The organism is Stenotrophomonas sp. STEN083 (assembly GCF_056759195.1).
The window spans coordinates 1-21,817 of the sequence record NZ_JBRRCU010000003.1 but is presented as its reverse complement, the minus strand read 5'-3'; the positions used below and the strand labels follow the sequence as shown (position 1 = coordinate 21,817).

At 65.1% G+C, this 21,817-nt stretch carries 13 protein-coding genes; 5 read left to right on the top strand and 8 right to left on the bottom strand.

Going from position 1 to position 21,817, the window contains the following annotated elements; translation table 11 throughout:
• Positions 1-11 precede the first annotated feature (11 nt).
• From xylB to ACVOK8_RS01535, 8 genes are all read right to left on the bottom strand, one after another.
• Positions 12-1,505 (bottom strand): xylulokinase, encoded by a 1,494-nt coding sequence (gene xylB, locus ACVOK8_RS01570; RefSeq protein WP_481565261.1) that lies wholly within the window; start codon positions 1,503-1,505, stop codon positions 12-14.
• Between the two features lie 28 nt (positions 1,506-1,533).
• A complete protein-coding gene (locus ACVOK8_RS01565; RefSeq protein ID WP_481565347.1) occupies positions 1,534-3,915 on the bottom strand; it encodes a glycoside hydrolase family 95 protein in 2,382 nt (793 codons plus the stop codon).
• 97 nt (positions 3,916-4,012) lie between these two features.
• Positions 4,013-6,880, bottom strand: coding sequence for a TIM-barrel domain-containing protein (locus ACVOK8_RS01560; RefSeq protein WP_481565260.1), 2,868 nt, complete (start codon positions 6,878-6,880; stop codon positions 4,013-4,015).
• A gap of 52 nt (positions 6,881-6,932) precedes the next feature.
• Positions 6,933-8,624 carry a DUF5597 domain-containing protein gene (locus tag ACVOK8_RS01555; RefSeq protein WP_481565259.1) on the bottom strand — a complete coding sequence of 564 codons (1,692 nt, stop codon included), beginning with the start codon at positions 8,622-8,624 and terminating at the stop codon, positions 6,933-6,935.
• 67 nt (positions 8,625-8,691) lie between these two features.
• A complete protein-coding gene (locus tag ACVOK8_RS01550; protein WP_481565346.1) occupies positions 8,692-10,527 on the bottom strand; it encodes a sialate O-acetylesterase in 1,836 nt (611 codons plus the stop codon).
• 83 nt (positions 10,528-10,610) lie between these two features.
• Complete coding sequence (locus ACVOK8_RS01545; RefSeq protein WP_481565258.1) at positions 10,611-12,884, bottom strand: cellulase; 2,274 nt, start codon at positions 12,882-12,884, stop codon at positions 10,611-10,613.
• A 28-nt stretch (positions 12,885-12,912) separates the two neighbouring features.
• A complete protein-coding gene (locus ACVOK8_RS01540; RefSeq protein ID WP_481565257.1) occupies positions 12,913-15,849 on the bottom strand; it encodes a TonB-dependent receptor in 2,937 nt (978 codons plus the stop codon).
• A gap of 305 nt (positions 15,850-16,154) precedes the next feature.
• The gene (locus ACVOK8_RS01535) at positions 16,155-17,108 is read right to left on the bottom strand and encodes a LysR substrate-binding domain-containing protein (RefSeq protein ID WP_481516668.1); all 954 of its coding nucleotides are present in this window, start codon (positions 17,106-17,108) and stop codon (positions 16,155-16,157) included.
• Between the two features lie 245 nt (positions 17,109-17,353).
• Between ACVOK8_RS01535 and ACVOK8_RS01530 the strand changes: the two genes are divergently transcribed.
• Genes ACVOK8_RS01530 through ACVOK8_RS01510 form a run of 5 tightly spaced genes read left to right on the top strand, consistent with a single transcriptional unit; the run spans position 17,354 to position 21,689 of the window.
• Entirely contained in the window at positions 17,354-18,088 is a 735-nt protein-coding gene (locus tag ACVOK8_RS01530; RefSeq protein WP_481565256.1) for an SDR family oxidoreductase, read from the top strand.
• 1 nt (position 18,089) lies between these two features.
• Complete coding sequence (locus tag ACVOK8_RS01525; RefSeq protein WP_481565255.1) at positions 18,090-18,707, top strand: 2-dehydro-3-deoxy-6-phosphogalactonate aldolase; 618 nt, start codon at positions 18,090-18,092, stop codon at positions 18,705-18,707.
• Positions 18,704-19,855 carry a galactonate dehydratase gene (gene dgoD / locus ACVOK8_RS01520; protein ID WP_481565254.1) on the top strand — a complete coding sequence of 384 codons (1,152 nt, stop codon included), beginning with the start codon at positions 18,704-18,706 and terminating at the stop codon, positions 19,853-19,855. Before ACVOK8_RS01525 ends, dgoD begins: the two co-directional genes overlap by 4 nt.
• An 8-nt stretch (positions 19,856-19,863) precedes the next feature.
• On the top strand, positions 19,864-20,769 hold the full coding sequence (locus ACVOK8_RS01515; RefSeq protein ID WP_481565253.1) for an SMP-30/gluconolactonase/LRE family protein: 906 nt from the start codon (positions 19,864-19,866) through the stop codon (positions 20,767-20,769).
• Complete coding sequence (locus tag ACVOK8_RS01510) at positions 20,766-21,689, top strand: 2-dehydro-3-deoxygalactonokinase (protein WP_481565252.1); 924 nt, start codon at positions 20,766-20,768, stop codon at positions 21,687-21,689. The genes ACVOK8_RS01515 and ACVOK8_RS01510 overlap by 4 nt, the downstream gene beginning before the upstream one ends.
• Positions 21,690-21,817 lie beyond the last annotated feature (128 nt).

The following is a 21,817-nucleotide window of genomic DNA, read 5'->3' as shown; positions in this document are numbered from 1 at the left end:
CGGGGAAAGAATCAACCGCGGTACAGCGGCATGACGGCGTGCAGGTGTTGCAGGTAGCGCTGGTAGGCCAGCGCATAGGCCGCACTGCGCGCGCCGTCGGGCGTGGCAGTCGCTGCGGCATCGGGGGTTACATGGGTGGCCGCGAGTGTGGCCAGGGATGCGTCGTTGCCGGCGCTGCGCTGCAATGCCCACAGCGCCTGCAGGGCGGCCCCGAATGCGGCGCCTTCGGACTGCTGCGGCACTTCCACCGGCAGGCCGAACACATCGGCGACCATCTGCCGCCAGGCAGCGCTGTTGCTGCCGCCACCGGTCAGCACGATGCGGTCGAAGCGCATGCCGGCGCCGACGAAGGCGTCAAAGCCGTACTTCAGTGCATAGGTCGCCCCTTCCATCGCCGCGCGGTAGAAGTGCGAGGGGTTCATGGTGGTGGCGTCCAGACCAGCCAGCATACCCTTGCCCAGCGGCAGGTCGGGGGTGCGCTCGCCATTGAGGAAGGGCAGCATCACCAGCCCATCTGCGCCCGGCGTGGTCGCATTGATATGCGCATCGCCGTCGCGGCTGCTGAAGCCGAACATGCGCGCCACCTGCTCGGTGACCACGGTGCAGTTCATCGTGCAGATCAGCGGCAACCAACCGCCGCTGGACGAGCAGAACGCCGCCCATGCGCCACCGGCATCCACCACCGGCACATCGGAACTGGCGAACAAGGTGCCCGACGTGCCCAGGCTCATCGCCAGCTTGCCCGGTGCAACGCAGCCGGTGCCGATCGCGGCCATCATGTTGTCACCGCCGCCTGCGCCAATCTTCACCGTGGCCGGCAAACCCAGGCGTGCTGCAGTCCCTGGCGCGATATCGAACAGGACATCAGCGTCCACCAGTGATGGCAGGCAGGCAGCGAGATCGCGGTTGGCATCGGTCGCCTTCAGCAGTTCCGGCGACCACTGGCGCGTGCGCACATCCAACCAGCCAGTGCCCGAGGCATCGCCGTGCTCGCAGTAGTACTGGCCGGTCAGCACGAAGTTCAGGTAGTCGTGCGGCAGCAGGATATGCGCCAGCTTTGCGTAGGCCTCCGGCCGGTGTTTGGCCGTCCATGGCAGCTTGGAGGCGGTGTAGCCGGCAAGGATGGGGTTGCCGGCCAGTTCGATGCAGCGCTGCGCGCCGCCGGCCGCGTCCATGATCTGCGCGCATTCGGCGCTGCTGCTGGTGTCGCACCACAGCTTGGCCGGGGCCAGCACCTTGCCGTCCGCATCCAACGCGACGAAGCCATGCTGCTGACCCGACACCGCCAGCGCCTGCACCTGCTGGCGCAGCTGCGGGTCGATGCGGGCGAAGCAATCCTCCATCGCCGCGACCCACGCTGCCGGATCCTGCTCGCGGCTGCCGTCATCGGCACTGTGCAGCTGCAGCGGTGCGCTGGCCGTGGCCAGCAACTGCCGTTGCGCGGCGTCGTAGACCACGACTTTCAAGCTCTGCGTGCCCGCGTCGATACCGGCGACGATGCTCATGCCGCGCACCAACGGGAAGCAAGGTGACTCATGCAAGACTCCATTGACCGTCGTGCAGCTGCGCGGTGATGCGCTGGCCGGCACGCAGGTCCAGTTTCAGTTCGTGGGTTTGGTAAACGAGGTTGAAGGCGTCGCCGCGTTCGGCCAGCAGGCTGACCTGCTGCAGGCGGCCTGCGCTCCACTGCAGGTCGAGCACGCCGGCATTGCGCACACGCACGCCCTGCAAGCTGCCCTGCGCCAGTTCGGCCGGCAGCGCAGGCAGCAGGAACACCGCCCCGCCCCAGCTCTGCACCAGCATCTCGACGATGCCGGCGGCGCCACCGAAATTGCCGTCGATCTGGAACGGCGGATGTGCGTCGAACAGGTTTGGATAGCTGCGCTGCGGTGCCAGCAGCAGGCGCAGGATCTGCAGGCAACGCTGGCCTTCGCCCAGCCGCGCCCACAGGTTCAGGCGCCAGGCGATGCCCCAGCCGGTCGCTTCGTCACCGCGCAGTTCCAGGGTGCGGCGTGCGGCGGCGCTGAGCTCGGGGGTGTCGCGGCGGTTGATCTGGCTGGACGGGTGCAGGCCGTACAGATGCGAGACGTGACGATGCTGCAGTTCCGGCGCCTGCATGTCCCAATCCTGCTGCCATTCCATCAACTGGCCGGCGCGGCCGACCCGGTTCGGCGGCAACTGCGCACGCAGCGTGTCCAGTTGTGCGGCGAAGGCGTGATCGGTATCGAGCAGGCGAGCGGCTTCGATGCATTGGCCGAACAGGTCACGCAGCAGCTGCGCATCCATGGTCGGCCCGGCGCAGATCGCCGCGCCGTGCGGATGCTGGTTCTCCGGCGAGATCGACGGCACCGTGACCTGGTGGCCGGTGTTCGGATCGCGCTGCAGGCTGTTGACGAAGAACAGTGCCGCGCCCTTGAACAGCGGCCAGACCTGACGCAGGTAAGCCGGGTCGCGGCCGTAGTCCCAGCGGTCCCACAGCTGCTGCAGCAGCCATGCGCCGCCGGTCGGCCACAGCGCCCACTGCGCGCCATCGGGCGGCGTGCTGACGCGCCACAGGTCGGTGTTGTTGTGCACCACCCAGCCATCGACGCCGTACATCTGCTGCGCGGTGAGCGCACCGCTGCGGGCCAGTTCGCCGATCATCCGCTGCAAGGGCTCCACGCATTCGGGCAAGGCCGCCGCTTCGGCCGGCCAGTAGTTCATCTGCGTGTTGATGTTGAGCGTGTATTTGCTCTCCCACGGCGGGTCCATCAGATCGTTCCAGATGCCCTGCAGGTTGGCCGGCTGGGTGCCGGGACGCGAGCTGCAGATCAGCAGGTAACGGGCATAGGCGTGGTACAGCGCGACCAGTGCCGGATCATCACCGCTGGCAAAGGCCGCGATGCGTTCGTCGGTAGGCTTGTCGGCGGCAACAGTGCGGCCCAGGTCCAGGCGCATGCGCCTGTACAGGCGCTGGTGTTCGGCCAAGTGATCGGCGCGCAGCTGCGCGGCGCTTCTGCCTGCAGCCTTGGACAACTGTGCGGCGGTGATCGCTTCCGGATCGCCGCCGACGTCATCGAAGGCGCGGTAGCTGGTGGCGGCGACCAGTCGCAGTTCCAGCTCACGCACGCCGTCGAAGGCGATGTGATCGGTGTTGATGCGCAGCTTGCCGCCAACGTGGCGTACCTGCACACGGAACGCAAAACGCAGCTTGCCGGGCACACCGTCGCGCGACACGTTGTGGCCGCTGACCAGCCAACCATCGTCGGTGGCCGTCGTACTGGTTGCGTGCTCGTTGGCGGTGCGGATGAAACCGCCCATCGGCTCACCGTCTTCCACGGTGTAGCGCAACACCAGGCATTGATCGACCGGCGAGATGAACACCTCGCGGCGATGCAGGCCGGCACCGGCACGGAAGCTGGTGCGGGCAATAGCCGCATCCAGATCCAGCTCGCGGCGGTAATCGCTGATGCCTTCCAGGCGATGGAACTCCAGCCACAGGTTGCCCAGCGGCTGGTACGGCATCTGTTTGACCGGCCGCGAGATCAGCGTCTCGTTGGCCAGTGCTTCGGCGGCGGCATAGTCACTGGCGAAGACCAGCTCACGCACACGCTGCACGCTGTCGCGCGCACGCGGGTTGACCGCGCTGTACGGGCCACCGGCGTAGAGCGTGTCTTCATTGAGTTGCAGGCGCTCGTTGGCGACGCCACCGAACACCATCGCGCCAAGCCGGCCATTGCCCAGCGGCAAGGCTTCCACCCAGCTGCGCGCCGGCTGCCGATACCACAGCAGGTCGGCGGCCGACGCCGCGACTTCCGACGTCGCCGCCTGCAGCATGCCGGCCAGCGGCAGGTTGCCGACGGCCAGCGCGGCCGCCGCGCCCTTGAACAGCGCACGGCGGCCGGGCTGTGCCAGCCCGGCGCTTTCAGTGGTCATCCCGGCGACCGGGGCAGGACCGTTTGCAGCGTTCATTCCGGCCCTCCCAGACTCAAATGTCCACCGGTTTCCATAATGCCGAACTCGGCTGCCGCTGTCAGCGGGCAGCCGGACGGGTGATGGCCTGCGCCTTGCCGTCGTAACGCACCACCACGTCGGCCTTGGGCTCCAGCGTGCCGATGCCGTCACGCGGGCCATCGACCCAGCGCACGCGCAGCTCGCGCTTGTCCTGCATGCCCGGGTAACTGCCCTCGCGCGCACCGATGCTCAGCACGCCCTTGGCCTGGTCCCACTGCAGCGCGATGCGGCTGGACTGGCCACGCTCGTAGCCATAGTTGCGGCCGTTGTCCTCGTACAGCGAGCAGCTGCCGTCGGCGCCGGTATAGACCTCGATGGTGACCGGTGCGTTGGGCTGCTCGTCGACGTACTGCTGGACCACGGTGCGCGGGACGATGGAGCCGGCACGCACGAACAGCGGGCTGCGCTCCAGTGGTGCGGCAGCGGTGATGGTCTGGCCACCGGCATGACGCTCGCCGGTGTTGAAGTCGATCCAGCTGGTGCCGGCCGGCAGGTAGACCTGGCGGCTGGTGGCCTTGAACTCGGTGACCGGCGCGACCAGGAAGGCCGGGCCGAACAGGTACTGGTCGGCGATGTCACGCACCTTGGGGTCGGCCGGAAAGTCCATCGCCATCGCGCGCAGGATGGTGCCGTCCTTCTGCCAGGTATCACCGGCCAGGGTGTAGATGTAGGGCAGCAGCGTGTAACGCAGCTTCAGGTAGTGGACGAAGCTGTTGTAGTGCGCCGAGCCTTCCGGGGCGATTTCCCAGATCTCGCGGTACGGGAACTGGCCGTGCAGGCGGAACACCGGCACGAAGGCGCCGTACTGGAACCAGCGCAGGCTCATCTCGCGCCACTCCGGCAGGTGCGCCGGGTCCTTGTCGATGAAGCGCTGCTCCGGCGAGAAGCCACCGATGTCGAAGCTGACGTTCGGCGCACCGGCCATCGAGGCATTGACCAGGCCGGAGATCTGCTCACGCATGTCGTCCCAGCGCGGCACGATGTCACCGCTCCAGAACGCCGCACCGGCGCGCTGCTGGCCGGCGAAGTAGGCACGCGAGAGGATGAACACACGCTTGTCCGGATCGACCTCGCGCGAGCCTTCGTACACGCCTTCGGAATGCACCAGCGGATAGGAGTTGAAGTACTCCACCGAGGAACCGATCGCGGTCGGCGTGGTGCGCGCCTTGCGCTCACCGATGTCGATGTTGCTGTGCAGGTCCGGTTCGGAGGCGTCCAGCCACCAGGCGTCGATGCCACGGCTGTTGAGCTTCTCGTTGACCTGCCGCCAGAAGATGTCGCGGCCCTTCTGCGAGTACGGGTCGTAGAAGGAATTCAGGTAGCCCTTGCCGATCCAGTCCAGCTCGCCGACTTCAACGTTGCGGTGGTACATGGCACCGGCGGCGTCGAGTTCCTTGTAGTTGGCGGTGGTCGGGTAGAACTTCGGCCACACCGAAATCATGATCTGCGCGTTCTGCTCGTGCACGTGCTTGATCATGCCGGTCGGGTCCGGGAAGTTCTTGCTGTCGAAGTCGTGCGAACCCCAGGCGTCTTCCGGCCAGTACGACCAGTCGAGCACGATGGCGTCGATCGGCAGCTTGCGGCGGCGGTACTCGTCCAGCGCACCGGTCAGCTCGTCCTGGGTCTTGTAGCGCTCACGGCTCTGCCAGAAGCCATACGACCACTTCGGCAGCAGCACGGCCTTGCCGGTCAGTTCGCGGTAGCCGGCGATCAGCTCGTCGGCATTGCTGCCGGCAACCACGTAGTAGTCGATCATCTGCCCGGCTTCGGACCAGATCGAAAGATCATTGGCTTCGGCGGCGGGCAGCGGGTCGCGATGCAGCAGCGCGATATAGGCCGGATCGATCGCGTCCCATTCCACCTTCACCTGGTGCTTCTGGCCCGGCTGCAGGTCCAGCGCGAACTCGTGGTGCCACGGGTTCCAGTTCTGGCGCCAGCGGTCGATCACCAGCTTGCCGTCGATATAGACCTTGGCGTACTCGCTGTTGTACATCGAGAACGTGTGGCGACCGCCCTGCTTGGCTTCGATGGCGCCTTCCCACACCACCTGGGTACGGCCGCCCTGGGCCTTGTTCCAGCCGTCGGCAGGCAGCGCTTTCAGGTCCTTGATGTACTGGTAGTTGATCTCGTTCTCGCGACGCACCACACGCTGCTGGCCATCGAACGAGTAGGTCGCGGTGAATGCACCCGGCTTGCCCTGCGCGTCATAGACCACCAGGTCTTCCTGCAGCGGTCGCAGGCCCTTGGGATCGCCGTAACGGGTGATCGAGTTGTTGTCCCAGAGGATGCCGTAGTTGCGGCTGGAGATCAGGTAGGGAATGGCGTTGTCGATGTTGTGCTGGAGCAGTTCGACATCGCGGCCCTTGAGGTTCATCCAGCCCTGCTGGTGCAGGCCGGTGCCGTACAGCGCTTCGCCTTCGACCGAATCAAAGCGCTGGCGCACGCTGTACATCGGCTTGCCTTCCACCTGCTCGGCGCTGAAATCACGCGTTGCGGCCGACTCGGCAAGCAGCGGCTTGCCGGCGGCATCGAAGAAGCTGACGCGGCCATCAGCCAGTGCAACCTGCGCGGAGATGCCCGCGGCCTTCAGGGTCACCGCGTTTGCGTCCTGGCTGACGTCAAAAGCCGGTACCGGCGCGCTGTTGGCCACGCGCATCAGGCTGGGGCTGCGCTGGAAATCACCATCCATGTCCGCGCTGACGCGGATGATGTTCTGGTCCACCAACTGCAGGCGGACCTTGGCCGCCTTGGCATTGGCCGGTGCAACCACCACGCCGTCGACTTGCCGGTCCACGCTCTGTGCGGACGCTGCCAGTGGTGCCATCGCGGCGGCCACGGCCAGTGCCAATACGCTGCTGCGCAGACACGCAGATTTGTTCTTCGACATCATCATTCCCCTCCGCTGCGCCGCCCTGCGGCGGCGCCTTATGGTCAAGTGCTCAGTACGTCGCCAACTTCACCCGCAACAGCTGGGTGGCATTGGAGAAGTTGAGCCCGTAATCGGTTTGATCGCCGTTCCAACGACGGCGGAACTGCCATTGCCCATCGACGTAGGTGCCTTCGTCGACCGAGTGATAGATCTGCCGTGCGGCGACTGCCGGGTCGGCGGCCACCAGGCTGATGCGGGCATGCGCGCCGGTCAGCAGGAACTCATCCGGCCCCAACTGCACAACCAAGGCACGGCCGATAGGCTCCGCATTGCCCGGTGGCGTGCCCTGGAACCAGAACTGCGGCACGCCGTAGGTGATGACCGCATTCCACTTGTCGTCGATCTTCAACGTCTGCGTGCCCTGCCCCGGCTCCTCGGCGGTGCCGTGCACTTTGCCCTCGAAGCTGGCCTTGGCGATCACCTCGGCCGCCGGTGTCAGCAGTCGGTAGTTCAGAGCGAACGGCTCGAACGCAGCCGGATTGATGTCCTTGGCACCGAGCGGGTAGTTGCTGTACTTGGAGTAGTCGATACCGAACGGCGACCAGCCTATGCCCTGATGGCCCAAGGTCGAGAAGATGTAGCGGGCGTACTCGGCGCGGTTGCCGGTTTCGGCGACGAACAAGGGATTGTCGTCACGCGCGTAGCGGTCCAACACCGTGGTGTACAGCGCGTAGTCCGGCATGTAGATGTCCGGTGCCAACAGGTCGATGCTCGGCGCAGCGGCCTTGTACACATCCAGCACGTTGTCGGTGGGGCCGCCACTGGCGTAGGAGCCCGGCTGGCCTGGATTGAACGGCCCACGTAGCGCCGCATTGACCAGCATCGGCAGGTTGTATTCCGCCTTGCCGGCAGCAGCCACTTGGTCAATGAAGTGGGCGATATGCCAGGCATGGAAGAACTCGTCGGCATCTGCACCAAACACGTCACGCCACGTCCCCGGCTGCTTGCCCAGCTTGTTCAGCAAGGCCTCGGGCACGGCCGCATCGAAATCCTTCTGCGCAAGCGGCGAGAAGTCACGCACGCTGCCATAGGTGCCCGGCTCGTTCTGCGGCTGCACCATGATCACGGTGTGCTGCGGGTCCTTGGCTTTCAGGTGACGCATCAGCTGCACGAAGGCCTTGCGGTCGGCCTCCAGGGTTGCCGGTGCATGCGGCGACAACGAGTTGAGGGTGCGGCCATCGGCGGTGATCACGCGCGGGAAGCGCTGGTTGTCCAGCTTCACCCACTCCGGCGCGTAGTTCGGGCCGTTGTTCTTCCAGGTGGCGAACCACAGCAGGATCAGCCGCACTTTCTTTTCGCGGGCTTGCTCAAGCAGCGTGTCGACGAAGGAGAAGTCGAAACTTCCCTCCTTGGCTTCCACCTGCTCCCAGGCCACCGGCACCATCACCGTATTCGGCTTGACGATGTCGATGGCCGGCCATACGTCGTCCAGCGCCTGCGGGTAGTTGCTGGAGTTGTTGACCTGCGCGCCGAGGATCAGGAACGGCTTGCCGTCGACGAACAAGGCGTGCCGACCGTTTTCGGTGACCACGCGCGGAAGTTCCGCTGTAGTGGCCGACGTCGCGGCTGCAGCCTTGGCTTCGCCACCTTGCGCTGCGGGTGCGTCCGGGTTGGTGCTGCCACAGGCAGCCAACAGCAATGCCATCGCGGTTGCGAGCAGGCCGCCGGTGACCGGCGCGGAAAGTTGGGAAGTCAGCTTCATGGTCGTTTCCTCTTGCTTCTTGCAGGGAACCCGGGCCGTCATGGCCCGGTACAGAAAAGCGATGCCGTCATGGCCCGGTGCGGAAAGGCGACGCCGGCAAGCCGGTGGCACCTGTCAGATTCGCGGCCTGCGCGGTATCACTCCAGCCGTAACGTGCGGCCACCGGCGCCTTCACTGCATTGCTCTGCAGGATCACCCGGTTGCCATCGATGCGTGCCTGCGCGCGATGGAAATACCCATCACTGCCAGCAACCTCAAAGCCCTTCAGTTCACCGCCACCGCCTGCCTGCAACGGCGCAGCGCCCGCGTCGAAACGCAGCACCACGCTGCTGCCCTGCACGTCATGGCCGACGTAGCTCGGGCCGGATGCAATCACCGTACTGCCGCCATGGACCAGCTTCCCTGCGGCGAGCGCCAGACGATCACCAACGGTGCGCTTGTTGCGCGGATGGATGTCGTGCACATCACCAACATCGGTGATCACCACCTGCGCGGTGGCCGGCAGCGCCAGTGTCGCGCTCTGCGATTCACGCAGCAGGGCCCACGGGCTTTCCAGCGCCACATCGTCCGCATCGCGCTTGTCCGCACCGGACGAGAACGGCGCCAGCTGCACCCACAGGAACGGCAGCGCAGGTGCCTTCCACTGTGCGCGCCACTGCGTGATCAATGCCGGGAACTGCCGACGGTAGTTCTGCGCCTGCGGCAAGGTGTTGGCGTTGGATTCGCCCTGGTACCAGAGCACGCCACGCACGCCGTAATCCTGCAGTGGATGGATCATCGCGTTGTAGAGCAGGGTTGGGTGTTGGTTCTTGTCGTCCACCAGCGCGACCTGCGCGCTCTCGACACGGAAGCTCCAGCCATCCAGCGCACGCGCGGCCGCGCCCTGCGGCTGTACGAACACTTCGCTGGCCTCGCCGTGGATGCCACCACCGCCACCGAAGTCCTGCACGCGCACCGCGACATGGTTGAGCCCGGCGTGCAAAGCGGACGCGGGCACGCTGTAACGACGCGCCAGGTTGTATTGCAGCTTGGTTTCGCCGACCTGCTGGCCGTTGACCCAGGTGGTGTCGCTGTCGTCGATGCGGCCAACGCCCAGGGTCACGCCCTTGGCGGCTTCATCGGCACTGAGACGGAAGCTGGCGCGGTACCAGGCAACGCCGTCCATGCCATTCCAGCCCTGGCTTTCCCACAGGCCGGGCACGCTGATAGTGGTCCACTGCGCCGCATCGACATCGGCCTCATGCCAGTGGCTGGCATCGGCCGGCAGCTGCGGCCAGCGCGCAAGGTTGGCGTGGGTTACCTGCAGCGCCTTGGTGTCGGCGTCGCGCAGTGCAGCCGCCTGCGCGGCCAGCGCGGCGCTATCCAGGCCCTGCGTTGCTGCATCGGTCCATGCTTCGATGGTGCTGCCGCCCCAGGTGCTGTCGATGATGCCAACCGCAACACCGGTGCGCGCACGCAGCTGCTGTGCGAAGTAATACGCCACTGCCGAGAAGTCGCCGGCAGTGCGCGGGGTTGCCTGCCGCCAGTCGCCGCCATTGAGCTGCCACTGCGGTGCGCCGGCCCACGACTTGGGAATCTTGAAATGGCGGATCAGCGGATCATTGGCAGCTGCAATCGCCGCCTCGGCGCCATCGGTCTGGGCCAGTGGCCATTCCATGTTGGACTGGCCCGAGGCCAGCCACACTTCACCGACGTAGACGTCACGCAACTGCTTTTGCCCAGCCTTGTCGTCGATGCTCAGCACATACGGGCCGCCAGCGGGCAGCGCGGCCAACTGCGCGCGCCAGTTGCCGTCGGCGGCGGCCTTCACCGTCACCTGCCTGCCAGCAAAATCGATACGCACCTGTGCGCCTGGCGCAGCCTTGCCCCATACCGGCAAGGGCTGGTCGCGCTGCAGCACCATGCCGTCGGCGAACACGCGCGGCAGCTCAACTGCCTGTGCACTGCTGGCAAGCACTGCCAGGCCAATCACTGCGAACAACGGTTTCAATTCGATTCTCCGTACCAGATGCCACGGCCTTCGGTGCCGAAATAGACGCGGCCGGGAATACGCGTATCACCGGTGACGTGACGGATCACGCCGCCAAAGCGCTGCGCGTCGTTGTCGATGCGGGTCCAGCGGCGGCCACCGTTGTCCGAGCGGTACAGACCGCGCTTGCCGGCCATCTCGCCGAATACGAACAGCACCGGCGTGTCACCGTCCTTGAGCGGCTTGCCCAGCCCGACCGAAAACACGTTGTCCAGGCCTTCCACACGACGCAGCTTGCCCGGCGACCAGTGCAACAGGCCTCGCCAACCAGCGGCAACCCAGGCCTCACCGGCCTGCCACGGATTCGATCGGATCTCGGCACGGAACCAATCACCCACCGCGCCGACGCCGGCCTCGGCCTGACGGAATTCCACGCCGCCGTCGCCACTGACATACAGCGCGCCACTGACCGGATCGAAGCCGTAGTACACGCCGGCCTCCAGCTTGTCCGCTTCCACCACCGCATTCTTCGGCAGGCCTTTCACCGCCTGCCAACGGCCGCCGAAATCGGCACTGAGCCAATGGCCGCCATTGCGGGTCTGCCAGATCACCCGCTTGCCATCGGCAGCCAGGGTGATGCGCCCTGCACCTTCGCCATCGGCCGGCTCGTGCGCGAATGCCGTCCAGCTGCGCCCGCCATCCTTCGACCACGCCGCGCGCACCGCGCCTTCGGGGCGGTCATGGAAATAGCCGGTACGCACCATCAGCTGCGGTGCCTGCCCGGCATAGGCAAGGCTTTCGGTATTGGAGAAGCGCACGCCGGCAAACCGCTGCTGTGGCGTGTCCAGATCGTCATGCACGAAACCGTCGATGTCGCCCAGGCCACTGACCAGGTGCGCGCCCTGCGGCGGGCTGACCAGCGCCAGCGGAACGGTCTCCTCGAAACCGGCCAGCGGGAAACGCCAGGTCAGGCGCTTGCCTTCATCGAAGCTGCGCAGGTCGCGCGTATCCCAGATGCCGTAGCCGGTGACGAACTGCAGGTGGCCGGGGTCGTGCGGATCGATCGCCAGCACGCCGATCCAATGCGGCCGTGCTTCCTCGGTCCACTGTGCATAGGAGTGGTCGAAGTCGGCGCGCGTGGACAGCGCGGTCCAGCTGCGGCCGCCATCGACGCTGCGGAAGATGTCGTCATGCGGCGCGAAGCGGTTGAAGGTGCTGGCGACGATGCGTTGCGGGTCCTGCGGATCCACCGCCACCGCACCCCAGCCGAAGCCGTCGCCCTGCAGGTCGGTGGACTGCGGCACCGGGGTGATGTCGGTCCATGCACCGTCGCGCGGATCGAAGCGCCACAGCGCACCGTTGTTCATGGTGTTGGGGCCGGGCTGGTCGCCATAGCTCAGCAACCAGCGGCCCAGGCTGTCGCGCACCATGTGGTTGGGGCGCAAGCCGGTCGGCTGGCCAGGCACTGCCTGCCAGCTGCTGCCGGCATCGTCGGAGCGGTACAGCGCGGTCTGCTGGGTCGAGACGCCGGCGTACACCGTGCGCGATGCACCGTCGCCAACCTTGCTGTCTGGTTCGAAATTGATGAAGGCCACGCCGATGGCCTGCGCACCGCCCCAGCTCTGCGCAGTGGCTGCGGTGGATTTGGCGATTGCCGGGAACGAGGTCAACTCGCTCCAGCTGATACCACCGTCGGCACTGCGCCACACGCCGTTGGAGCGGGTGCCGAACAGCAGCACCTTGCCGTCATTCGGGTCCACCGCCAGGCGCTCACCGTTGGCGCGGCCAAGTTCATTGCCGCCCATCTTGAACGGCAGTTCGGTGCGCTGGAAACTCTGCCCGCGGTCGCTCGAACGCAGGATTACGCCATTGCTGCCACGCTCGTGCAGATAGGTGCCCACCGCCATGTACAGGCGCTCGGGGTCGGCCGGATCGACGGCCAAGCTTTCCACGCCGAACCGGCCCTGGTCGCTGGCGTCCATCCAGTCCAGCAGGGGGTGCCAGCGCTGCTGCGCCGGCTCCCAGCGGTAGGCGCCACCGATATCGGTGCGCGCGTACTGCAGCCCCTGTTGCTGCGGGTGGAAGACCAGCCCGGTAACGAAACCACCGCCGCCGATGGCGACGTTGTGCCACTGGTACTCCGGCTCAGCGCCGGCCTGTGCGGCCGGCACGCAGAGCAGGGTTGGCAGCAGCAGTGCCGCTGCCGCCAACCATCGCCGCAGATATCCTGCGCTGCTGGTGGCCGCCTGCCGCTGCCTGCCACCTGTGGTGAAGCGCCTGATACCTGCCATACCGCACCTCCATCTACACAAGCCGCGTTTACAGATCCAGGTTGGCCCGGATGCTCATGCCATAACGACGATCGTTGACGTACCAGCCATTCGGACGGCTGGTGCTGCCGTAGTAGTCCGACCGCACCTCATCGAGCAGGTTGGTGCCGTCGAGCGTCAGCGACCAGATCTCGTTGAGGTTGATGCGCAGCGAGGCATCCAGCTGGCCGGTGGCGTCGTGGTACTGCGGCACATGGCCAGCATTCGGCGGCCGCGTGGTGACCAGCCAGGTATCACGCCAGTTGTAGGCAGCGCGGAACGAGACGCGGGACTTTTCGTACATCAGCACCACGTTGTAGCTGTTCTTGGACAGCCCTTCCAAGGGCAGGTAGGAGATTTCCACGCCATCGGTGCCAGCGGCATCCGGTGCCGGCGCCTTGCTGTCCACATAGGTGTAGTTGGCTTCGAAACCCAGGCCATCCAGCACGCCTGGCAGGAAGGTGAAGAACTGGCGGTAGCCGAGCTCCAGCCCCTTGATCTTGCCGTCCTTGCCGTTGGAACGCGTCTGCAGCTGGAACTCACGCACGCATTCGGCGCTGACGCAGGCGCGGGTTTCGCCGGTGGTCGAGCCCTCCAACGGAACATCGAAATTGGCGTCGTAATAGTTAGCCGCGATGGTGTCGTAGTAGTAGAAGCCCTTCACCTTCTTGTAGAACGCGGTGCCGTACAGCATCGAGCCCTGGCCGAAATACCATTCCAGCGAGGTATCGAACTGGTTGGAATACATCGGCTTCAGGTAAGGATTGCCGCGGCTGGCATAGGACACGCCGCCGGTATTGAAGTCGAAGAAGGTGTCGTTGAGGTAGACGTAGGGATCGAGCAGATCGAAGTCCGGGCGCGACATCGCACGCGAGGCAGCCACGCGCCATTGCAGGCTGTCGGTCAGGAACATGCGGAAGTTCAGGCTTGGCAGAACATCGGTATAGGAGTTGGTGACGTCGATCTTCGCCACCTCGTTCGACGGCGAATTCTGCTCAAGCTCGTAACCCTTGACCGAGGTTTCGGTGCGCACCACGCGTACGCCAACGTTGGCATCCCAGGGGAAGCGTGCGTCGTCCTGGCCCATGCGCAGCATCGCGTATGCGGCATAGGTGTTTTCGGTGTAGTCGCGGATGTCGGTGGTCGGGTTGTAGGCAACCGGATCGTGGCCGAACATGCGCACGGTGTTTTCGTAGTCGGCAACCATCTGGTCGCAGGCGACGTAGCCGGTCGGCAGGCCGCTGGCGCCGCGGAAGTGGTCGCTGAAAGGGAACAAGCGATAGCAGGCGTTCGGATAGTCCTTGAAAGGTGCCGCCGAGAAGCTGCCCCACGCATTGTCGGTGCCGGCCGGGGCGATCTTCTGCCAGTTCCAACCCGAGCTGCGGGTGATGGCCGAGCGGTCGGTATAACGCACACCCATGCGCAGGTCGTTGAGCAGATCGCTGTCGAGGAAATCCCAACGCAGGTCGGCGCGCCAGGAGAACTGGTCGGCGTCGTTGTTGTCGCGCTTGTCCAGGTGCGAGTACCAGCCACCGTAGTTGCTGATGTCACTCATATAGCCATTGATCGGCTTGCCGGTGGCGCGGTCGAGCACGGTCACGGTCGGGTACTTGCCGGTCATGTCGACCTTCACCGGCGGCACGCCGTACAGATTGGCCCAGCCACGCCAGTCGTCCGGATCCACCTGGCCGGCCAGAAGGTCCACCCAGTAGTTGACGCTTTCGGTGGTGGCATCGATGTATTGGAAGTCGGTCGACAGATGCAGGTTGTCGTTGACCTGCCACTTGCCACCCAGCGCCAGATCGGTGGTGACCGAATTACGCCAGTCCATGCGCGAGGTGGTGGTCACCAGCGCATTGTTGAAAGTACCGTACTGGAACTCGCCGTTGCCGTCGAAGCCAAACGGGTCGTTGAAATTCTCATAGCCGGGAATGCTCGGTGAAACGAAACCCCAGCCCTTGTTGGACCCATTCACCAGATCCTGGGTATTGTTGTTGAGGTTGCCCACGCGCACGCTGTATTCGCGGTTGCGGAACTTGTAGTCCGAACGCAGGCCGGTGGCGTACAGCTCGATATCGTCATTTGGCTTCCACTGCAGCGCGATGTACTGGCCATCGCGTTCGCGGTCGCCAAAGTGGCTGTACATGCCGACTTCGCTGGGCACCACAACTTCCTTGCCTTCGTAGCCGGGCACGTCGTCATAGGCCAGGTAGCTGCCCATGTTGATGCGGTCTTCGCGGTACTGGCCTTCCTGATGGGCGATGTTGAACAGCACGCCGAACTCGCCGGCATTGGTATTCCAGCGGTTGGAGAACAGGAACGAGGCCGAGGGCTGCACCGAATCGCGCAGGTCCCACTTGTTGACGGTGAAGCTGCCCGAGAGCTTCATGCCTTCCTGATCGAACGGCATGCGCGTGCGCAGGTTGACCAGGCCACCGAGGCCGCCTTCGATCAACTCGGCGCTGGGGTTCTTGTATACATCCACGCCACCCAGCAGTTCGGCCGGCACGTCTTCCCAGCTCAGCGCACGACCACTGTTGGCGGTGAAGATGTCACGGCCATTGAGCTCGCTGCGCACCTGGGTGAGGCCGCGCACCATGATGTCGCTGCCCTCGCCCTTGTTGCGGGTGATCTGCACGCCACTGATACGTTGCAGAGCTTCAGCGACGTTGTTGTCAGGCAGCTTGCCGATGTCTTCGGCAACGATTGAATCGACAATCTGGTCGCTGGTTTCCTTGATCACCTGCGCCTTGGTCAGGCTGCCACGGGTGCCGGTGACCTGGACCTTGTCGAGCTCGGTGGCTTTGGCGGGCGCGGCTTCCTGGGCCTGTGCAGCTGCCGACAACAGCAGCGCGACACTCAGGGCAAGCACAGTGGGTTGCAGACCAGTACACGCACGATGGCGCGCACTATTGGCCACCGTAAGGCGGCGCTGGAACGTTGACATGAGTGTTCCCTCCCAGGACACATGGCGACGATTTGGTTTTTCCCAGCACCGACGTCATTGCGCCTTTGGCACCAGGTGAAGCAGATTGAAAACCGCGTACTAACGCACCCCGCAGTGGCAAGGCACTCGACTAACCGCTCTTCACATCCTTCGTTGCCGGTAGCCGCCTGCATCCCCTGTGCCTGCGGCCACCGACCCTGATACCGATGGTCATTGACCACCACGGCGGCGAGCATAGGCGCGGGCATACATTCCCGACCAATGAAAAAATGCACAGGATGTATATCGGAAGCGAATACCCCGGTTCAGGCGACCGGCGGGTACAAGCGCCGCGCGGTCAATCGCAGCGCCTCGAGCACGCGCTCGGCGCCGGGAGAGAGCAGCTGGTCACGGCGGCGGATGATGCCGAAGAACTCCATGCGCACGTCCAACGCGATCGGCAGGACCAGCATCTGCCCGGTCTGCAGGTAGGGCGCGACCGATTCGGCCGGCAGCGCGGTCAACATATCGCTGTGGCGCAGCAGATGAATGGTGACCGGCAACGAGGTGGTTTCGACGATGTTCTGCGGCGGCACCAGCCCATGTTCCAGGAACACCGCGTCCAGCCGTGAGCGCAAAACGCTGCCGTCGGGGGGCATGATCCAGCCGTACTCGACCAGATCGCCGTAACCGACCCGCTTGCGCGCGGCCAACGGGTGACCGGCGCGCACGATCACCGAGTGCGGCTCGTCGGCCAGTGGCTCGAACTCCAGCTCACTACTGCCTTCTGCGCCCATGATGCGACCGACCACGATGTCGAGTTGGCCGTCCAGCAGCTTGGCCACCAGCGGCCGGCTGTAGTCCATTTCGATCCGAATCAGGATGTCCGGGAAGTCGCGCTTGAGCGCGGCCACCGCCTGCGGCACCAGGTTGGTGCCAGGATTGACCACCGTGCCGATGGCGGCCTGGCCGGTACGACCACTACGCAGCGCGGCGATCTCGTCCTGGGCGCGGCCGATCTCCGACAGCGCAGAGCGCGCGCGGCGGATCAGCACCTGGCCGTACCAGGTCGGCTCCACCCCGCGCGCATGCCGCTCGAACAGCGGCACGCCCAGCAGATCCTCCATTTCAGCCAGCAGCTTGGACGCCGCCGGCTGGGTCATGTTGGCCGCCTCGGCCGCGCGCAGCACCGAGCGCTGCTCGTAGAGATGCAGCAGCAGCAACAGGTGCCGGGTCTTCAAACGGGTGGCATTGAACCAGCCGGTGGTGGGTTGAACCATGCGTGCCGATCCCCTCGACTGAGTAGCTATTCGCCCAGCGAATACATTACGACAAAAATTTCATTTGTCGCACATAGGTTCTCAGGCAAGGCTATGCCACGCTTCCGTCAGCAACGCTGCCGCCCCGTCGGGCCGGCGCGGCCAGTACCGACAGCAGGCTTCAGGGAGAAAGGGATGAAGGTTTCACGATCAGCCGGCGCCAGCGGCGCGGGCAGCTACTGCGTTTGCCAAGCGGGAGGCCAGCGATGAGTGGGCGCCTGTCCGGCAAGGTGGCGGTGGTGACCGGTGCTGCCAGCGGCATTGGCGCGGCCATCGCGCGCCTGTTCGTCAACGAGGGTGCGCAGGTGGTCGGTATCGACCTGACCCCCAGCGCTGGCGACGGCTTCGAGTTGCTGCAGGGCGACATCACCGATGCCGCGGCGATGCGCGGCCTGATCGAAGCCACCCTCACCCGGCACGGCCGCATCGATGTGCTGGTCAACAATGCCGGCGCCGATGTGTTCTCCGATCCGCTGGCATTGGATGACGCGCAGTGGCAGCGCTGCTTCGCCTTGAACCTGGAAGGTGCCTGGCAGCTGTGCAAGGCCGTGCTGCCCGGCATGGTCGCGCAACAGGCCGGCGCCATCGTCAACATCGCCTCGGTGCATGGCCACAAGATCATCCCCGGTGCGTTTCCGTACCCGGTGGCCAAGCACGCACTGATCGGCATGACCCGCTCGCTCGGCATCGAGTACGCCGCGTACGGCATCCGCGTGAACTCGATTTCGCCAGGCCTGATTCTGGTCCCGCGCATCGAAGCGTGGTTCGAGCGCGAGCCCGGTGCCCGTGAACGCCAGACTGCGCTGCTGCCACCCAAGCGCATCGGCAGACCGGAAGAAGTGGCGTATACCGCGCTGTTCCTGGCCAGCGACGAAGCACGCTTCATCAACGCCACCGACATCCTGATCGATGGTGGCCGCTCACAGGTGTACCACGACTGACATGACCAGCCTGCCCTTCCAGTTGCCCTTGATCGCCATCCTCCGCGGCATCACCCCGAGCGAGGTGGACGCGCATGTCGATGCGCTGGTCGAGGAAGGTTTCGACGCGATCGAGATTCCCAGCAACTCGCCGGGCTGGGAGCAAAGCGTGCAGCAAAGCGTGCAGCGCCATGGCCAGCACGCCTGCATCGGCGCTGGCACGGTGGTGCTGCCCGAGCATATCGACGCACTGTTGCATGCCGGCGGCAGGCTGATGGTCACCCCGAATACAGACCCGCAGCTGATCCAACGCGCGGTCGCCGAAGGGCTGCTGGTGGCGGCCGGCTTTGCCACCGCCAGCGAAGCATTCCAGGCGCTGCACGCAGGCGCGCAGATGCTGAAGCTGTTCCCCGCATCCGTTCACGGCCCCGCACTGATCCGTGCCCTGCGCAGCGTGCTGCCGCCCGTACCTCTTTTCGCCGTCGGTGGCGTCTCCCCCAGCACCTTGGCCAGCTATCTTTCCGCTGGTTGTCAGGGTGCGGGCACCGGCGGTGACCTTTATCAACCCGGCCAGTCGGTGCAGGCAACGCGCGACAACGCACGTGCCTTCCGCCAGGCCTATCTGGACTACTCGGCATGAAGATCGTGCGTCTGACCACCTACCAGGCTGCGCCGCGCTGGCTGTTCCTCAAGATCGAAACCGACGAAGGCATCAGCGGCTGGGGCGAGCCGGTGATCGAAGGCCGTGCCGCCACCGTGGAAGCGGCCGTGCATGAGCTCGGCGACTACCTGATCGGCAAGGACCCGGCGCGTATCAACGACCTGTGGCAAGTGCTGTACCGCGGCGGCTTCTACCGCGGCGGCGCGATCCTGATGAGTGCCATCGCCGGCATCGACCAGGCGCTGTGGGATATCAAGGGAAAAGCGCTGGGCGTACCGGTGTACCAACTGCTCGGTGGCTTGGTGCGTGACCGCATGAAAACCTACCGCTGGGTTGGCGGTGACCGTCCGGCCGATATCGTCAACCAGATGCGGCACTACAAGTCACTGGGCTACGACACCTTCAAGTTCAATGGCACCGAAGAACTGAAATTGATCGACAGCCCCCGCGCCGTAGACAGCGCCATCGAGAAAGTCGCAACCATCCGCGACGCACTCGGTAACAGCGTGGATTTCGGCATCGACTTCCATGGCCGGGTGAGTGCACCAATGGCACGGGTGCTGCTGAAGGAATTGGCACCGTACCGCCCGCTGTTCGTCGAAGAGCCGGTGCTGCCGGAACAGTGGGAGTACTACCGCCCGTTGTCGGAGATCAGCAGCATTCCGCTGGCTGCCGGCGAGCGTATGTATTCACGCACCGAGTTCAAGCCGGTGCTGGCAGCCGGCGGCCTGGCCATCCTGCAGCCGGACCTGTCGCACGCAGGCGGCATCAGCGAATGCCACAAGATCGCCGCCATGGCCGAGGCACATGACGTTGCGCTGGCACCGCATTGCCCGCTCGGCCCGGTGGCGCTGGCCGCCTGCCTGCAGCTCGACTTCGTCGCCCACAACGCGGTGCTGCAGGAACAAAGCATCGGCATCCACTACAACGAAGGCGCCGACCTGCTGGATTACGTCATCAACAAGGACGACTTCGCCTGTGACGCGCAGGGCTGTATCGCCGCCCTGCCCAAACCGGGCCTGGGCGTGGAGATCGACGAAGCACGCTTGATCGAAGCAAACAAGAACCCGCCGCGCTGGCGCAACCCGCTGTGGCGCCACAGCGACGGCAGCGTCGCCGAATGGTGAGTGCACAAGTGTCGGAGCCAGCAGTAGCCGACGCACGACTGCTGGTAGACAGCCGTTGTGAGCTGGGCGAGGGCATCCTCTGGTGCGACCGCCGCAATGTCCTGTACTGGACCGACATCCTCGCTGCACGCCTGTGGCGTTACGATCCAGTCAGCACCCGCAGCCAATATTGGCAGCTGCATGAGCCGCTGGGCTGCCTGGCATTGGCAAGCGACGGCCGCTTGCTGCTCGGCCTGGCCAACGGCTTGTATGTTGCCGACCCGGAAGCGCAGTTGCAGGACAGCGAGCTCAATCTACAGCTGCTGAGTCTGGTGGAAGCAGACAATCGCAATACCCGCATCAATGATGGTCGCGCCGACCGCCACGGCAACTTCGTGTTCGGCACCAAGAGCGACTACGCTGACGGACGCCGCGGCGGCAGCTTCTACCAATGGAGCGCCGGCAAGGGCCTGCGTCTCTTGCCCTTGCCACCTGCCACGATTCCAAACGCGATCTGCTTCAGCACCGGCGGCGAGCGCATCTATTTCTGCGACTCTCCGCAGGCCAACATCATCACTGGTCGCTATGACCCGCACGGCGCACAGGTTGAAGACCTACAGGCATTTGCGAGCGTGAGTGAACCCGGCATCGAACCTGACGGCGCCGTGGTCGACGTCCAAGGCAGGGTCTGGAACGCACAGTGGGGCGCGGGCCGGGTTACCTGCTATTCCGCTGATGGCCGCATCGAGCAGCAGATCCACATCCCCACCCAACACGCCTCCTGCTGCGTGCTGGCCCCAGGCGCGCTGTACATCAGTAGTGCCCGCGAGGGTCTGGACGCGACTGCATTGAGCGCGCAGCCAAGCGCGGGCGGAATTTTTGTCTGGGAGCACCCGCAACTGAAGGCAAGCGTAGACCGCGTGGAGTTGCCATGATCGCCGTCGATTGGGGTACCAGCAGCCTGCGCCTGTACCGCCTGGATGAGAACGGTCATGTCTGCGAGCGCCGCCGCAGCGAACGCGGCCTGCAAGCCAGTACCGGACAGTTTGAAGCGGTGCTGGCGGAAGAGATTGCCGGCTGGGATGACCCGTTGTTGATCCTGTCCGGTATGGTCGGCAGCCGCAGCGGTTGGCAGGAGGTGCCCTACCTGCCCTGCCCCGCCGGCATCGACGACCTCGCCATTGCCTTGGTGCCGCTGCAGGCACCCACCTTGGCTGGGCGCGCGCTCTGGATCGTGCCAGGTATAAGTGACACCGACAGCGACGCTGTACCCGATGTAATGCGCGGCGAAGAAACCCAGCTGGCCGCGTTGTTGGCAGTGCTGCCGCGTGGCAATCATGTTGTCTGCCTGCCCGGCACGCATAGCAAATGGGTTTCGATCGCTGATGGCCAGATACGCCGCCTGACCACGGCGATGACGGGCGAGTTGTACGCGGTGCTGCGTAACCACAGCCTGCTGGGCAAGCTGATGCCCGAAGACGACAGCCGCTTCGACGCCTGGGCATTTGAAAGTGGACTCAAACGCAGCCGCCACAAGGGCGGACTTCTGCATCACCTTTTCGGCGTACGCACGCTGGGCCTGTTCAACCAGTTGGAAGGCAACGCCTTGCCGTCGTACCTGTCCGGCCTGCTTATCGGACACGAGATACTTTCTTCCGGCGTACTCGAGCACACACCGCGTCTGTCGCAGGTGCATTTGATTGGCAATGACCGCCTGCTGGCACTGTATGCCCAGGCGCTGATTTCCTGGGGCATCGGCGTGCAAAGACACCCGGAAGATCTGGCTGCGCGCGGCATGCATGCGCTGTGGCAACGACGATTGGATTTGGGCATTACCGGCGACGTGCAGGGCTGAATCACCAGGCAAGTCGTTCGACGGTGGTTCTGCTCTGCTCTGCTCTGCTCTTGCTCTGCTCTTGCTCTGCTCCTGCTCCTGCTCCTGCTCTGCTCCTGCTCTGCTCCTGCTTTGCGCCTGCTTTGCTC